Consider the following 16,777-nt stretch of genomic DNA (forward strand, 5'->3'; position numbering starts at 1 on the left):
TCTGTAATTTTATCGTTTTCAAATTAACTCTGAGCAAATTTCTTGCAAGTCCTTTTGTTTTGTTGTAATATATTTTATAACAACGAGAGAGTTCTCGGAAATTTAAGAAAAAGGAGACACATCATGTCTAAAAAAGTATTATTTATCGTTGGATCACTACGCCAAGGTTCTTTCAACCACCAAATGGCCCTTGAAGCTGAGAAAGCACTTGCTGGTAAAGCAGAAGTTAGCTACCTTGATTATTCATCCATTCCTCTCTTCAGCCAAGATTTAGAAGTTCCAACTCATCCAGCTGTAGAGGCTGCTCGTGAAGCAGTTCTCGCTGCTGATGCCATCTGGATTTTCTCTCCAGTCTACAACTTCTCTATCCCTGGTACAGTGAAAAACTTGCTTGACTGGTTATCTCGTGCCCTTGACTTGTCTGATACACGTGGCGCTTCTGCCCTTCAAGACAAGTTTGTCACAGTATCATCTGTAGCCAATGCAGGTCACGATCAACTCTTCGCTATCTACAAGGACCTCTTGCCATTTATCCGTACACAAGTCGTTGGGGATTTCACTGCTGCACGTGTTAACGACTCTGCTTGGGCAGATGGAAAATTGGTTCTCGAAGAAACAGTCCTAAACTCACTTGAAAAACAAGCTCAAGACTTGGTCGTAGCAATTCAGTAAAAAATAGAGAATTTTAAGAAGTCTAAATCAATTATAGCCACCTCATAGGGTGGCATTTTTAGACTCAATCAAGATTTTCAGACAAACATCAGCCATCCATAAAAACCTTGAGCGTTACCACTCAAGGTTTTTAGTAGTCTTTTCCATCATAGGAAAACCATTCTAAGAATATTCTTTCATTCGAGATCTATCACTTATCATCTTCTTTCGAGAAATTAATGACTGCTTGTTGCTGATTAATCTTCTTTTCTTCGACCTACATATAGGCTCAATAGAATACCGCTACCTAGAAAAACAGAGATATAATCAGATAGAGTATCGTTGTTGCATACTATACCAGTCAAATGATTTCTTATGTGAATGTTTCATTGTGGACTTCTAAATAATATTTTATAGTTCTCACTCTACAACTAAAGATCAAAGACAATTACGCTTAATGGAGATCTTAATTCAGAATCGTAGTTGGTTGAGATTACATGAACTTGCCGAAAAATTAGGATGTACAGAACGGATTCTAAAAAGTGATTTAAATGAATTACGCGCTGCCTTCCCAACTATAGATATCCAATCTTCCATTAATGGAATTATGATAGATTTAGATGTCAACACTAGTGTGGAAGATGTTTATCAATATTTTCTTGCTCATTCTCAATCTTTTCAATTACTAGAGTATATGTTTTTCAATGAGGGCCTACCTATTTATCGAACAATAGAAAATCTTCACTCCAGTAATGCTAATCTCTATCGATTAGGTCGAAAAATTACAAAAACTCTATCCTCCCAATTTCAAATTGAACTATCTTTTACTCCATCCGAGATACGTGGTAATGAAACGGATATTCGCTATTTTTTTGCTCAATACTTTTCTGAACGCTATTATTTCCTAAACTGGCCTTTTCCTGACCTTCCTGAGGAAGATTTAACAGAGTTTGTTGACTTCTTCTATAAAATCACGAATTATCCAATGCGATTTTCAATTTATAGAATGTACAAACTGATGATAGCTATCAGTATTTACCGCATCAAAAATGGTCATTTCATCGAGTTACCAAATCATTTCTACGATGAATACTACCCTATTTTGGAAAGTATTCCAAATTTTGAAGAGATACTAGGCTATTTTTCTCAAGTATTTGAACTTGAAATCACTCCAGATATCATTGCACAAATTTTTATTTCCTTTATTCAAAGTAACATTTTCTTAGATCCTCAAGAATTCTTCAACTCTTTAGAAGAAAACAGTGAAGCAAGATACTCTTACCAATTACTGAGTCAAATATTAGAACGTCTATCAAAACAATATAAGATTACTTTTACCAACCACGATGAGCTGATTTGGCATTTACACAACACTGCTTTCTTTGAAAGACAGGAAATCTTTTCTACCCCAATCTTATTTGAACAAAAAGCATTGACGATTAAAAATTTCGAAGTTTACTTCCCAGACTTTATGGGGAGTGCGCGTCAAGAACTGGCTCAATACCGTCAAGCAATTGGACAGCATGACCATCCTGAACAGTTGGAACACTTGATGTACACCATCTTAACCCATGCTGAAAACCTCTCTACTCAGTTGTTAGAAAATCGACCACCTATCAAGGTTTTGATTATCAGTAACTTTGACCACGCCCTATCACTTACTTTTAAGGATATGCTTACATACTATTGTAACAATCGATTCACCTTTGATATTTGGGATGAATTGGAAACAAGCCCTGAGATTTTAAATCAGACAGACTACGATATCATTGTGTCTAATTTCTATATTCCAGGAATTACCAAGAAATTTATTTGCCGAAACCACCTGTCAATCATGGATTTGGTGAATCATCTTAACTGTTTATCAAATGAGATTCATATATCCAATACTTTATAAACTAAAAAAACTCAGCACGATTTTCCATGCTGGTTTTTCTTCTTTTATCCTTATTTATACTTCCTTAACAAAAACCAATTCCTGTGGTTGGGACAAGTCTTCTCTGTAAACAAATCCTGCAAAGCTTAAGCGACGAGCTTCCTCCACCGTCTGCACTTGATTTTCTATCAGGGCTGTCAGGAAGGCACCACGCGCTTTCTTAGAAATGGTTGAATGAATCTTCAGCTGACCACCCTTGTCCTCCATGAATTTGAAGGTCACCATTTTTTCTCTGATTTCCTTAGAAAATACAGTCTCAAACTCGGATGACAAGAGGGAGAAAATCACTTCTTCCTGCTTCATAGCCTCATCGTAGGCTGTCTTCCAATGGCTCTTCAAAGTCTTACCTGCGACATTTAACTTCATCAAAAAATCCAAACGGTGAGGGGCCATAGGTGACAAGGCTGGAACGACTCCGTACAAAGCCGAGGTAATAAAGACATGATTTTCAAGATAGTCTTGTTCTGTCTCGGTCAATTTATCTCGCTTGATATGACGGTACATAAGCCCATCAAAAAGTTTCAAGGCTGGATAGTGTAGAGCAGTTTGTTTTTTTAAAGTTTGGATATTTTGAAATTCTGCCGCAGCTTTCTCGGCTGAAACTTTGTAAAAACTCTCCAATTGACTAACAGAATAGAGAGCCAAGGCATCCAGCACAGCCTGACTTTCTGGTCTTAAAGGAGTTGCCTCGATACTTGGCAAGTCTGTGTTCATTTCTTTTGCTGTTGGGATTAAAATTTTCATATTAATAGTGTAGCATATTTTTTTGCCACTACCAAGAAATTCATCTGAAAAACCTCGGTTTGACCGAGGTTTCTCTATTTATTTTGGCCATCCTAACCAGATAGCTACGAGAACAAGGGATATGCCTGCTAAGCTTGTTAAGATAGATAAGAATTTATCTTTTTTCTCCTTGAACTGAGAAAAACCTATCTTCAAAGCAAGCAGTCCGAGTAGCATTGAAGCAACCATCAAATAAAAACCCATTTGTTTGTCCTCCATTAGTCTTAATTTACCTTATTATAACATATACTTTTTAAAGAAAGCTGTCTTTACTGCACTTTAAAGGTCTTGAGATAGTTATCTTTTCCGACTTGACCTTCGAAGGTTTTACCATTTTCAAGGTAAGGGAGGTCATCAGATACTGAGGCCTTGACCTTGTATATCTTACCATCAACTTTAAAGAAGTAGACGGTGTCGCCCTTGATAACAGCTGATTTGAGGTCTGCTACCACACCCTTGATACTTTCTGTGGTTTCATTATCAATTTCAAGGTCGTTTTTATTGGCGTACTTGCTGAGCAGTTCTTCTACTGTCGTAGCTACGATAACATTTTGATACTCGACTGCATCAACCAAAGCGTACTCTTTGACCAAACCAGCATTGTCCTTCAAGCCCATGATGTAGAGAGGCTTGTCATTGAGGTTGATGAGGATTGGGAAGGTTGCCTTGTAGGATTTCTCCTGAACAGCACCTTCGGCTGATTCACGGGCTGATTCTTCGGTCGCAGAAGCCAAGCTGTACTTAGTGATTTCTCCTGTTCGCATATTTTCTAGGATAAAACCAAGATTACTTTCATCAGCATTGGCCGATGTCACACCTGTGTAGAGGTAAATATCATTACCGATAGACAAGTAATTATAGCCCTTGGTAGTCTGGGTCACGTTTTTCTTGGAAATCATAGCATTCCAGAAACCGTCCTTGTACTTGCCGTTATAGTTGATTTGCTCGATGGTTTCCTCAGCTGGATAGACCCTGTCTACCCATTCTGGGACCTCTGATAAGCTGTATTCCTTGGTTTCTCCGTTTGTGGCGTCCAAGATAATGACTGAAACAGGACGGGGAACCGCAAGTCCAAATTGCTTTTGGTAAACCGTTGCTACATAGAAAGGATTACCCTCATCGTCCACCTCAAAAGATGGAGTCTTGAAGATTTTAGTTGGGTACTTCAAGCGCAGGTGACGCTTGATATCGCGGTTAAAATACTCCGAGTCCGAATACTTGATTGGTGTCTTCAAGTCCACCAAGTCCGCATTACCGGTTACCATGTCCACCTTGATATACTCGCCGATTCCCTTGGCTTGATTATTAAACCACTTGATAGGATCTGCGTATTCTAGTGGCGTAACTCGATAAGGTTTCCCATCAATCGTCAATTGGGTATAGGTATCTGCCGCTACATACTGCGATACCTTATCTGTTAGGGAACCCAAGTAGCGGTCCCCAATTTTTTCAGCAGTGCTTCTATCTAGGATAGGAACTTTACTAGTATCAGTCTTAGGAAATTCAGTAAACTCTTTTTCCGTAACCGTGACTACATTGGCATAATTTTTAGCCTGAAAAATGCTGGAAGTCACAAAGGAAACCAAGGCTGCCAAGAGAAGAATTCCTCCAATAGAAGCTAAAAGAATTTTCCCTAACCGATTGATTTTGAAACCCTCTAGATTTAAGGCAGCTTCTGCCTTGCCGTGGCGCACATGAACCGTTTTGACCAGATTGATTCCCTTGCCAAAGCCAAATAAGACTGCTACAACCAGCAAATGCCCACAGAGGAAAAAAAGAAATTCCCAGCTGGTCAGGTTAAGAGGCGGTAAGAAGATATACCAGGTCGTTGCGATAAAAATAAGTTCAAAGACTATTCGTTTCATTTGCTTTCCTCCTAAATGATTCGTCCTTCCAAGTGATCCAGTTCATGCTGGCAAATCTGAGCTGGGAAGCCTGTCAAGGTAATGGTCTGTTCCTGCCACTTGCTGTCACGATAGGAAACCCTTATAGTTTCATAGCGCTTAGTAGGTCTCACACCTACCAAGGACAAACAGCCTTCCTCTGTCTCATAAGCTCCTTCAAAAGACAGGAGTACTGGGTTAAACATGACAACAGGAACCAGGCCAAGATTAAAGATAATCACGCGCTTCTGCACCCCAATCATATTGGCAGCTAAACCAACACAGGTCTCGCGATTTTCTAAGAGTGTATCCTGCAAATCTCTGGCAAGATAAAGATCTTCTTGACTTGCCGGTTGAGACACCTGAGATAAAAATAAAATATCCTTTACAATTTTCTTCTCCACTTCCTCACACTCCTCTTTCTTTTTACTATATTATAGCAATTATAGCACAAAAGCCGATAACTGCAAGCCCTTTCCCTCAACTGTAACAAAAAGCCATCCGAAGATGACTTTTTTTAAATCGCATTCTTGTCAAAACCGAGTTTACGTTGGATAAATTTAACGATTTCGACAATGATAATCATTGAGAAGCTTCCAGCCATAACAATTCCCCATTGAGACAAGTCTAGTTTGGTTACGTGGAAGATTCCTTCAAGCGGTTCTACGACGATTGTTGCCATGAGAAGGATGAAGGATACCAAGATAGACCAATTGAAAGTCTTAGACTTGAATGGGCCAACTGTCAAGATGGATTGGTAAACAGACTTGACATTGTAGGCATGGAAGAGTTGAATCAAACCAAGGGTTGCAAAGGCCATAGTAAGGGCATCCGCATGAATGGCATGATTGTCACCCACGTGAACTGGGTAAAGAAGAGCAAGGCCATAAACACTCATAACAATAGCTGCTTGGAGTACACCTTGATAGATGATAGAACTCAAAACACCACCTGAGAAGAAGCTTGCCTTGCGTCCACGTGGTTTATGGTTCATGACACCAGGCTCAGCAGGTTCAACACCTAGTGCAATTGCTGGGAAGGTATCCGTTACCAAGTTGATCCACAAAAGATGAACTGGCTGCAAGACGTCCCAACCAAACAAGGTTGATAGGAAGATAGTTAATACTTCAGCAGTATTGGCAGAAAGTAGATACTGAATAGTCTTTTGAATGTTTGAGAAGACCTTACGTCCTTCTTCCACTGCAACGATGATAGTCGCAAAGTTATCATCTGCAAGAATCATGTCAGAAGCCCCCTTAGAAACCTCTGTACCAGTGATTCCCATACCGATACCGATATCTGCTGTTTTCAAAGCCGGAGCATCATTGACACCGTCACCTGTCATGGCAACGACTTTACCTTGTTTTTGCCAAGCCTTGACGATACGAACCTTGTGTTCTGGAGACACACGGGCATAAACAGAGTATTGACCAACTACTTTTTCAAAGTCTTCATCAGATAGTTCGTTGAGCTCAGCACCAGTTAAAACGTGGCCTTCGGTATCATTTGCATCGATGATTCCCAAACGTTTAGCAATAGCTTCTGCAGTGTCTTGGTGGTCACCCGTAATCATGATTGGACGGATGCCAGCTTCCTTGGCTACACGAACAGCCTCAGCTGCCTCAGGACGTTCAGGGTCAATCATCCCAATCAAACCAGTGAAGATTAAATCATTTTCAAGCTCTTCAGAAGTGAGATTTTCTGGAATGCTATCGATAATCTTATAAGCACCAGCAAGGACACGCAAGGCTTGGTGGGCCATTTCAGAGTTGTTTGTATGAATGAGGTTTGTAACCTTTTCATCAATCGGAGCAATATCCCCAGCCTTATCACGAAGAACACAACGTTTTAAGAGTTGGTCTGGCGCACCCTTGACTGCTACAAGGAATTTACCATCTGGCAATGGGTGAACTGTTGACATGAGCTTACGTTCAGAATCAAATGGCAACTCAGCCACACGAGGATATTTCTCTAAAAATCCTTTGACATCGTAACCCTTATCCAAGGCATACTGGATGAAGGCTGTTTCGGTTGGGTCACCAATCAGGTTGCCTTCCACATCAATTTTCGTATCATTGGCCAAGACAACTGAACGAAGAAGGGGCATTTCAAGACCCAGTTCAATATCATCAGCTGAGTCATGTAGGACTGCATCGTAGAAGACTTTTTCGACGGTCATCTTGTTCATAGTCAGTGTACCAGTCTTATCAGAAGCAATGATTTCAGTTGAACCGAGGGTTTCTACAGCCGGCAACTTACGAACGATAGAGTTTCGCTTTGCTAAAACTTGAGTACCAAGGGCAAGAACGATAGTCACGATAGCTGGGAGACCTTCTGGAATGGCTGCAACAGCAAGCGCAACAGAGGTCATCAACTCACCGAGTGGATTTTTCCCTTGAATGAAGACACCAACAACAAAAGTAACAAGAGCAATAACCAAAATTGCATAAGTCAAGACCTTAGAAAGGTTGTTCAAATTTTGTTTAAGTGGTGTATCTGTCTCATCCGCATCTTGAAGCATGCCAGCAATATGACCAACTTCCGTGTACATACCTGTATTGACAACAACACCAAGACCACGACCATAGGTCACGTTAGAGTTTTGGAAGGCCATATTGACACGGTCACCAATACCAGCATCTGCAGCAAGTTCAACTGTCAAGTCTTTTTCGACTGGCACAGACTCACCTGTCAAAGCAGCTTCTTCAATTTTAAGAGAGTTGGCTTCAATCAAACGTAGGTCTGCAGGTACTACATCACCTGCTTCAAGGGCAACGATATCTCCAGGTACCAATTCTTTAGAGTCAATCTCCGCCATATGCCCATCACGAAGAACGCGGGCAGCTGGACTTGACATAGATTTGAGGGCTTCGATTGCTTCTTCGGCTTTTCCTTCTTGGTAAACACCAAAGGCAGCATTAATGATAACCACGGCTAAGATAATGATGGCATCTGCGATATCTTCCCCACCAGAAGTCACGACTGACAAGATTGCTGCCGCAACTAGGATGATAATCATCAAATCCTTAAATTGCTCGATAAATTTGACCAGGATTGATCGTTTCTCGCCTTCTTCGAGTTCATTGTGGCCAAATTCGGCAAGGCGCTTTTCTGCCTCACTTGATGACAAACCTTGCTCGGTCGCATCCACAGCCTGCAAGACCTCTTCAGGACTCTGAGTGTAAAACGCTTGGCGTTTTTGTTCTTTTGACATGTGTCTCCTCCTTGACATTGTGTGTAAAACAGACTCTCTTTTTCCTCATCGTATCTTTTCACGACAAACAAAAAGAGACCTGTTAATCATAACAAGTCTCGCTGTTTAAGATAGCGCCGGAAAACATACTTTTCAGTACAAAATTCGGAATGACGACACTATCACAGGTTTCTGCCAGCTACTCCCTTGAGTAGTACTATTATACCAAATTTTGAAAAGTTTTCAAAGACTAAAAACTGACTTATTTGAATTTTCCCTTGAAAACCAGTATAATGGTAGAATGCTATATGACTAGAAAGGAAGTTGAATGAAGCAATCTATCTCAAATCTCAAGTTAGCTGAGCGTGGGGCCATTATCAGCATTTCAACCTATTTGATCTTGTCTGCAGCGAAATTAGCAACTGGTCACCTTCTTCATTCATCCAGTTTGGTAGCCGATGGTTTCAACAACGTGTCGGACATCATTGGAAATGTAGCCCTCTTGATTGGGATTCGAATGGCGCGCCAGCCTGCTGACCGAGACCACCGTTTTGGCCACTGGAAGATTGAGGATTTGGCTAGCTTAATCACTTCTATCATCATGTTCTATGTCGGATTCGATGTCCTAAGGGATACCATTCAGAAGATTCTCAGTCGTGAAGAAACGGTCATTGACCCTCTGGGTGCAACTCTAGGAATTATGTCTGCAGCGATTATGTTTGTGGTCTATCTCTACAATACTCGCCTCAGTAAGAAATCCAACTCTAAGGCTCTGAAGGCTGCTGCTAAGGACAATCTTTCTGACGCTGTTACCTCACTTGGTACTACTATTGCTATCCTAGCTAGCAGTTTCAATTATCCCATTGTGGATAAACTGGTCGCTATCATCATCACTTTCTTTATCTTGAAAACAGCCTATGATATCTTCATCGAGTCTTCCTTTAGCCTTTCAGATGGCTTCGACGACCGCCTACTTGAGGACTACCAAAAGGCTATCATGGAAATTCCCAAAATCAGCAAGGTTAAGTCCCAAAGAGGTCGCACCTACGGTAGCAACATTTACCTTGATATTACGCTAGAAATGAATCCTGACTTGTCGGTTTATGAGAGCCACGAGATTGCGGATCAGGTCGAGTCTATGTTGGAAGAACGTTTTGGAGTCTTTGATACCGATGTCCATATCGAGCCAGCATCTATCCCTGAGGATGAGATTTTAGACAATGTCTACAAAAAATTGCTTATGCGCGAGCAATTGATTGACCAAGGAAATCAACTGGAAGAACTCTTGGCTGACGATTTTGTCTATATTCGTCAAGATGGAGAGCAGATGGATAAAGAGGCCTATAAAGCCGAAAAAGACTTGAATTCCGCTATCAAGGATATTCAGATCACTTCCATCAGTCAGAAGACCAAACTCATCTCCTATGAGTTAGATGGTATCATCCATACCAGTATCTGGCGTCGCCACGAAACTTGGCAAAATGTCTTTCATCAAGAAACTAAAAAAGAATAGAGAAATCCTGTCATGAGACGGGATTTTTCTATTCTTCTAACTATCAAAGTCACTTAAATATTCATAGCGTTCGTATTTTTCAAGAAGTGCTTCGTTTTTCTCATCTAGCTCTTTTTGGAGAGTAGCCAGCTTACCAAAGTCAGAGCCATTTGCCTGCATCTCCTCTTCAATAGCAGTGATACGGTTTTCCAAGGCTTCAATATCGCCTTCAATACTTGCCCACTCCTGCTTTTCTTGGTAGGTCATGCGTTTCTTATCTTCACGGACCTTGACCACTTTTTCTTTTTCAATCTTTTGCACTTGATTGGCCATCTCTGTTTCAAAGGCTTTTTCATCTAAGTAGTCGGTGTAATGACCAAAGAAAGGACGAATCTTGCCATCCTCAAAAGCCAGAATCTTAGTCGCTACCTTATCCAAGAAATAGCGGTCGTGACTAACAGTCAAAACTGGACCAGCAAAGCCTTGCAAGAAATTCTCCAAAACTGTCAAGGTCGCAATATCTAGGTCATTTGTCGGTTCGTCCAAAAGAAGAACATTGGGTTTTTCCAAGAGCAGTTTGAGGAGATAAAGACGTTTTTTCTCTCCCCCAGACAATTTCTCAATCAAGGTTCCATGAGTCGAACGTGGGAAAAGGAACTGCTCCAGCAACTCTGCAATCGAAGTCGTAGAACCACCGCTAGTCTTGAACTCTTCTGCCACTTCCTGCAAGTAATTGATCACTCGCTTGCTTTCATCCAAGCCCTCAATTTGCTGAGAGAAATAGGCAATGCGAACAGTTTCCCCAATCACAACTTGACCTGCTGTAGGCTCAAGACTTCCTGCAATCAAGTTGAGTAGGGTTGATTTTCCCACACCGTTATCCCCAACGATTCCGATACGGTCTTTAGCCTGAACTAAGAGATTAAAATCTTGCAAAATAGGCTTGTTTTCATAGGCAAAGGAAACATCCTGAAACTCGATAACTTTCTTCCCAATCCGACTGGTTTCAAAGTTCATGGTCAAGTCTGTCTCAGCAGCACCCACTGAAACATCCTTTTTCAGATCATGGAAACGATTGATACGAGCCTGCTGCTTGGTCGCACGCGCCTGCGGTTGTCTGCGCATCCAGGCCAATTCTTGTTTGTAGAGTTGTTCTTTTTTGTGAAGAAGAGCCGCGTCGCGCTCATCCTGTTCCGCCTTTAGGCGAACATAGTCCTGGTAATTTCCCTGGTACTCGGTCAAGCCTGCGCGATCCAATTCGAAAATCCGAGTTGACAAAGCGTCTAGGAAATAGCGATCGTGGGTGATAAAAAGGACGGTCTTCTTAGAATTTTTCAAAAAGAGGGTCAGCCACTCAATAGTCGCAATATCCAGATGGTTGGTCGGCTCATCCAGAAGCAATAGGTCGTGGTTGCCAAGAAGAACTTGCGCCAACTGGACCCGTCTTCTCAGACCACCTGACAATTCTCCAACTGGAGTAGATAAGTCCTGAATACCCAGCTTACTAAGAACCGTCTTGACCTGACTCTCAATTTCCCAAGCTTGGAGAGAGTCCATTTCTGCCATGACCCGTTCCAAACGCGCCTGCTTGTCCTCACTGTAGTTGAGCATGATCAATTCATACTCACGAATGAGTTGGATTTCCTTGAGGTCGCTGGAGAGGACCGTATCCAAAACTGTCTTTCTATCATCAAAATCAGGATCTTGGGTCAAGTAACCAATCTGGTAATCATTCTTAGCTGAAAAGGGACTGACATCCCCATCAAAGCCAGAAACACCAGAAAGAACATCTAAAAGGGTGGTCTTCCCCGTTCCATTGACACCAATCAAACCAATTCTGTCTAGGTCATGGATAATAAAAGAAATATCCTTAAAAACGGTCTTGTCACCGACGGATTTACTTAGTTTTTCAACGATAAAATCACTCATTTTTTCTCCCTCAGATAAGCATGGATGGCTTGACGGTCATTTTCCAATTCTCCATCGACAATGGCATACTCAATCTCTGTTAAAATCTCTCCCAAGTCTGGACCTGGTTGAAAGCCATATTCCTTAATCAAAATACCACCATTAATCTGAATTTCTTTCTTGTCATGAATGGTCAGACTCTGGTAGGTTTCTATGATGACTTGTGGGTTGACTGGTTTTCCCTGAGCCTGACGAAGATTTTCAGCCTGTAAAATCAAATCCAAGTCAAAGCGATAACAATCGCGCTTGCTCAATTCTCCCTTTTCACGCAAGGCTAAAATAGTCAGTAAATTCTGAACTTGCTTAGCAAACTGACGTGAGGTCTTCCAAGCTTTCAAAAATGGCTGCACATTTTCAATCTCCAAAGCCCACAGTAAAGCCGCCCAGGCTTGTTCAGAGGATTCAAAAGTAAAATCAGTCTCCAAATCAAACAGTCTGTTAAGCTTGTCCTGGCTAGCTGCCATATCAGGGAGATAGTCATAAGCTTGACTCTCAATCATGGAAGCCAAACCCCTTCTCCAAAATGGAGCCAACAAGAGTTTATCAAACTCAACAAAAGTACGCTCTACAGAAATTTTCTCCAAAAGTGGCGTCAAGTTCTTCATAGCTTTAAATGTTTCTGGCTCAAGTTCAAAGCCAAGACTAGCCTGAAAACGGAAACCACGCATAATTCGTAGAGCATCTTCGTTGAAACGCTCACTAGCTACACCAACCGCTCGCAAAACTTGATTTTCTAAATCTTCTAGCCCATGGAACAAGTCAATGATTTCCCCTGTCTCGTCCAAGGCAAAGGCGTTGACTGTGAAATCACGGCGTTTGAGGTCTTCTTCTAGCGAGCGAACAAAGGAAACCGCACTAGGTCTACGGTAGTCCACATAGACATCTTCTGTCCGAAAAGTAGTCACCTCATACTCCTCGTCCCCATCTAAGACCAAGACAGTTCCATGCTCGATTCCGATATCGGCTGTTCGCGGAAAAATCTGCTTGGTTTCTTCTGGATAAGAAGACGTCGCAATATCCACATCGTGGATGGGACGATTGAGGAGGGCATCTCGAACAGAGCCCCCAACAAAGTAGGCCTCAAAACCTGCTTCTTTAATTTTTTCTAATACTGGTAAAGCCTTCTGAAATTCAGAAGGCATTTGCGTTAATCTCATAATAAGTGTTCTAATCCATAGACAAGCTCATGACGCTTGACAACTTCTTTAATTCCCAAATTCACCCCTGTCATGAAGGAGCTACGATCATAGGAGTCATGACGGAGGGTCAATCCTTCTCCCTGATTACCAAAGATGACTTCCTGATGGGCTACCAAACCTGGCAAACGAACTGAGTGAATCCTCATGCCATCAAAGTCAGCACCACGGGCACCTGCAATCAATTCTTCCTCATCAGGCGCACCTTGCTGGGTAGACTCTCGAACTTCTGCCATTAACTCAGCTGTTTTAATAGCTGTTCCACTCGGAGCATCCTTTTTCTTGTCATGATGGAGCTCGATAATCTCCACATTTGGGAAATATTTGGCAGCCTGCCTTGCAAATTGCATGAGCAAGACGGCACCCAAGGCAAAGTTAGGAGCGATCAAGCCACCCAAATCTTGAGCACGAGAAAATTCTTTTAACTCTGCAATTTCTTCACTTGTGAAACCAGTCGTTCCAACTACTGGAGCAAAGCCATTTTCAAGAGCAAAGCGTGTATTTTCATAGGCAACAGCTGGTGTAGTAAAGTCTACCCAGACATCCGCTTCAAAACCTGCTAAATCAGCCTTATCCTTGAAAACAGGAATTCCCTGCCATTCTGACTCAGACTCGAAAGGATCCAAAACTGCTACCAAGTCCAAATCTGGATCAGCCAAGACCATCTGACAAGCAGCCTGACCCATCTTTCCCTTAAAACCAGCAATAATTACTCGAATACTCATCTCTACTCCTGTCTAAGATATAAAGGACATTAGCTACCCATGAAAAATAGGTAATGAGGCTGACTTTCCATGAAAGTCAAGGCAGTCATCTTTTTTCAAGAGGCAGATAGTCCATGTTCAATTTCCCAAGATACAAAGCCTGTAAGAACACAACGTGAAAATAGGAGTTCTGTTCAAAGAGTGTCTACTCCTTGGAAAAACTATCTTTTTCACACAAGGTTTCAGGCGTGTTCAATTTCTAAGATACAAGCCTTCTTAACTAGTCTAGAAGTACTAACTAAATCACTGGAATATAACCTAGAGCAATACTTCCTGCTCCTAGGTGGGTTCCAATGACACTACCAAATGTAGCAAGTGAAATATCCGTACCTACTCCAGATTCAAGTAAGTGCTGACGCAATTCTTCAGCCTTTTCAGGAGCATTCCCGTGAATGACAATGATACGGTATTGGCCTGAAGCTGTGGCTTCCTTGATAATTTCAATTAAGCGCTTGGTTGCTTTCTTTTCAGTACGAACTTTTTCGTAAACTTCAATCACACCTTGGTCATTGAAATAGAGGATTGGCTTAATGCTTAGCAGATTGCCCAAAATCGCAGCTCCATTTGAAAGGCGTCCACCTTTAACCAAGTGGTCCAAGTCATCCACCATGATGAAAGCAGATGTGTGACTAATTTGAATAGCTAGCTTATCCTGAATAATGGCAAAGTCATCACCCTGGTCTCGCCAGTTAAAGACACTTTCAACCATGATACCCAGAGGAGCACTTGTAATCAAAGTGTCTGGGAAGGCAATGGTTAAGCCCTCATAGTCATCGACCATATACTGGATATTTTGGTAAAAACCTGAAATTCCAGAAGATAGGAAAAGCCCCAAAGCATGGGTATAGCCTTGTTCTTTAAGCGAAGTTAGAATCTCATCTAACTTTGCAATACTTGGTTGACTGGTCTTAGGCAATTCAGAAGCCTGAGCCATTTTTTGGTAAAACTCCTCAGCAGTCAGATTGATACCTTCGACATACTCCTCACCATCAATATTGACAGGAATATCCAAGACAAATAAATCTTCTCTTTGTAAGGTCTCTGCACTGAGATAGGCAGAGGAATCTGTGATAACAGCTAATTTCATATTAGAACTCCAAATTGATTCCTGGTAAGTCTAATGCAATTTCAGTTACTTCATAAGTCAAACGGTTGAGCATGTTCAAACATGGACGAGCCAAGGTTTCCACTTCTTCTTGGTTCAATTCACTTGGTTCGTTAACAATACGACCATCGATATGGTTTACCTGTGAAATGGTTCCACTAATGACAAACTTATCAAATACAATCATAAAGGTCAAGATGACAATCAAGGAAGTCACTTGATTTTCTTGATCATGTTGAATCAATTGGAAGTTCACATCCACCTTAGTTTCAGGAGCTCCATTTTCATTTTCCCATTCAAAATTACGCGCATCAAAATGATACTGACTAACAAATTCTTGTTCACGTTTAAGATTCATGTCTCTCTCCCTCGGCTACAATATTATAAGCTATTGTACCATAATTTTTTATTTTCATCTAGTTTTCTAGGATTTAGTCAATCCCGATTTCAGCTCGAACCACATCAGCGATGGTATCAACATAGTAGTCTACTTCTTCTGTTGTAGGTGCTTCTGCCATGACACGCAAAAGGGGTTCTGTTCCACTTGGGCGAACAAGGATACGGCCATTCCCTGCCATTTCAACTTCCATCTTATCGATAATTGCCTTGATAGCTGGCACTTCCATAGCCTTTTCCTTCATGGCATTTTCCACTCGGATATTGACTAATTTTTGTGGATAGATGGTTACTTCTGCTGCCAACTCTGACAAGCTCTTACCAGTTTCCTTCATAATTTTTGTCAATTGGACAGCTGATAATTGACCATCACCTGTTGTATTGTAGTCCATCAAGATGACGTGACCAGACTGTTCACCACCAAGGTTGTAGCCTGATTTTCGCATTTCTTCAACAACGTAACGATCGCCAACTGCAGTGACTGCCTTGTTAATGCCTTCACGGTCCAAGGCCTTGTGGAAACCAAGGTTGGACATAACAGTTGTCACGATTGTATTTTGAGCCAATTGTCCTTTTTCAGAAAGGTATTTTCCGATGATGTACATGATTTTGTCACCATCAACGATCTCACCATTCTCATCAACAGCAATCAAACGGTCACTGTCTCCGTCAAAGGCCAAACCAATAGCTGAGCCACTTTCTTTGACCACTTCTTGAAGGGCTTCTGGGTGGGTTGAACCAACATTAAGGTTGATGTTAAGACCATCTGGTGTTTCCCCGATAACAGTTAATTGAGCGCCAAGATCTGCAAAGATTTGACGGGCACTAGTAGAAGCTGCCCCATTAGCTGTATCCAAGGCAACCTTCATTCCATCAAGAGGAGTTCCAGTTGAAACAAGGTAGCCTTCATACTTACGCAAGCCTTCTGGGTAATCTACCAAGGTTCCCAAACCTTCTGCACTTGGACGAGGAAGAGTATCTTCTGCAGCATCTAACAGGGCTTCAATTTCTGCTTCTTTTTCATCATCTAGTTTGAAACCATCACCACCAAAGAACTTAATCCCATTATCAAGGGCTGGGTTGTGGCTGGCAGAAATCATGACACCTGCACTGGCTCCCTCAGTTTTTACCAAGTAAGCTACTGCTGGTGTTGCAAGGACACCAAGTTTGTAGACGTGAATCCCTACAGAGAGGAGACCTGCCACCAAGGCGGATTCTAGCAATTCCCCAGAAATACGTGTGTCACGTCCTACAAAAACTTTCGGAGCTTCCGTTTCATGTTGGCTAAGAACATAGCCTCCAAAACGTCCTAGTTTAAAGGCCAATTCTGGCGTTAATTCTACATTAGCTTCTCCACGGACTCCATCAGTCCCAAAATATTTACCCATTTTTATAAAATCCTTTTCCTAT

At 41.6% G+C, this 16,777-nt stretch carries 14 protein-coding genes; 3 read left to right on the forward strand and 11 right to left on the reverse strand.

From position 1 onward, the window contains the following. Nucleotides 1–123 precede the first annotated feature (123 nt). Nucleotides 124–672 carry an NADPH-dependent FMN reductase gene (locus D8837_RS02525; RefSeq protein WP_070842865.1) on the forward strand — a complete coding sequence of 183 codons (549 nt, stop codon included), beginning with the start codon at nt 124–126 and terminating at the stop codon, nt 670–672. 385 nt (nt 673–1,057) lie between these two features. After that, nucleotides 1,058–2,548 (forward strand): M protein trans-acting positive regulator PRD domain-containing protein, encoded by a 1,491-nt coding sequence (locus D8837_RS02530; protein ID WP_260468865.1) that lies wholly within the window; start codon nt 1,058–1,060, stop codon nt 2,546–2,548. A 54-nt stretch (nt 2,549–2,602) separates the two neighbouring features. Here the strand turns inward: D8837_RS02530 and yaaA are convergent, their stop codons facing one another. The 5 genes from yaaA to D8837_RS02555 all read right to left on the reverse strand — a co-directional run bounded on the left by yaaA (nt 2,603) and on the right by D8837_RS02555 (nt 8,467). Then, nucleotides 2,603–3,331 (reverse strand): peroxide stress protein YaaA, encoded by a 729-nt coding sequence (gene yaaA / locus D8837_RS02535; RefSeq protein WP_125456095.1) that lies wholly within the window; start codon nt 3,329–3,331, stop codon nt 2,603–2,605. A gap of 78 nt (nt 3,332–3,409) precedes the next feature. Further along, the gene (locus tag D8837_RS02540) at nt 3,410–3,574 is read right to left on the reverse strand and encodes a YczI family protein (protein ID WP_185755645.1); all 165 of its coding nucleotides are present in this window, start codon (nt 3,572–3,574) and stop codon (nt 3,410–3,412) included. A gap of 65 nt (nt 3,575–3,639) precedes the next feature. Continuing rightward, nucleotides 3,640–5,235: a hypothetical protein gene (locus D8837_RS02545; protein WP_125456097.1), complete on the reverse strand. Its 1,596-nt coding sequence runs from the start codon at nt 5,233–5,235 to the stop codon at nt 3,640–3,642. Between the two features lie 11 nt (nt 5,236–5,246). Continuing rightward, a complete protein-coding gene (locus D8837_RS02550; RefSeq protein WP_125456098.1) occupies nt 5,247–5,657 on the reverse strand; it encodes a peptide deformylase in 411 nt (136 codons plus the stop codon). 113 nt (nt 5,658–5,770) lie between these two features. Next, entirely contained in the window at nt 5,771–8,467 is a 2,697-nt protein-coding gene (locus D8837_RS02555) for a cation-translocating P-type ATPase (RefSeq protein ID WP_125456099.1), read from the reverse strand. A 307-nt stretch (nt 8,468–8,774) separates the two neighbouring features. Between D8837_RS02555 and mntE the strand changes: the two genes are divergently transcribed. Next, entirely contained in the window at nt 8,775–9,959 is a 1,185-nt protein-coding gene (gene mntE, locus D8837_RS02560; RefSeq protein ID WP_125456100.1) for a CDF family manganese efflux transporter MntE, read from the forward strand. Between the two features lie 36 nt (nt 9,960–9,995). Here the strand turns inward: mntE and D8837_RS02565 are convergent, their stop codons facing one another. From D8837_RS02565 to glmM, 6 genes are all read right to left on the reverse strand, one after another. Further along, nucleotides 9,996–11,867, reverse strand: coding sequence for an ABC-F family ATP-binding cassette domain-containing protein (locus tag D8837_RS02565; RefSeq protein ID WP_125456101.1), 1,872 nt, complete (start codon nt 11,865–11,867; stop codon nt 9,996–9,998). Then, entirely contained in the window at nt 11,864–13,063 is a 1,200-nt protein-coding gene (locus tag D8837_RS02570; protein ID WP_125456102.1) for a CCA tRNA nucleotidyltransferase, read from the reverse strand. The genes D8837_RS02565 and D8837_RS02570 overlap by 4 nt, the downstream gene beginning before the upstream one ends. Further along, nucleotides 13,060–13,827 (reverse strand): 4-hydroxy-tetrahydrodipicolinate reductase, encoded by a 768-nt coding sequence (gene dapB, locus D8837_RS02575; RefSeq protein ID WP_125456103.1) that lies wholly within the window; start codon nt 13,825–13,827, stop codon nt 13,060–13,062. The genes D8837_RS02570 and dapB overlap by 4 nt, the downstream gene beginning before the upstream one ends. A 277-nt stretch (nt 13,828–14,104) precedes the next feature. After that, nucleotides 14,105–14,953 carry a DegV family protein gene (locus D8837_RS02580; protein ID WP_125456104.1) on the reverse strand — a complete coding sequence of 283 codons (849 nt, stop codon included), beginning with the start codon at nt 14,951–14,953 and terminating at the stop codon, nt 14,105–14,107. A gap of 1 nt (nt 14,954) precedes the next feature. Next, entirely contained in the window at nt 14,955–15,329 is a 375-nt protein-coding gene (locus D8837_RS02585; protein WP_001050080.1) for a DUF1149 family protein, read from the reverse strand. Between the two features lie 73 nt (nt 15,330–15,402). Further along, nucleotides 15,403–16,755: a phosphoglucosamine mutase gene (gene glmM, locus D8837_RS02590; protein ID WP_125456105.1), complete on the reverse strand. Its 1,353-nt coding sequence runs from the start codon at nt 16,753–16,755 to the stop codon at nt 15,403–15,405. Between the last annotated feature and the right edge of the window lie 22 nt (nt 16,756–16,777).

Origin of the sequence: Streptococcus mitis (assembly GCF_003942965.1) — a bacterium.
GTDB classification, from domain to species: domain Bacteria; phylum Bacillota; class Bacilli; order Lactobacillales; family Streptococcaceae; genus Streptococcus; species Streptococcus mitis_BH.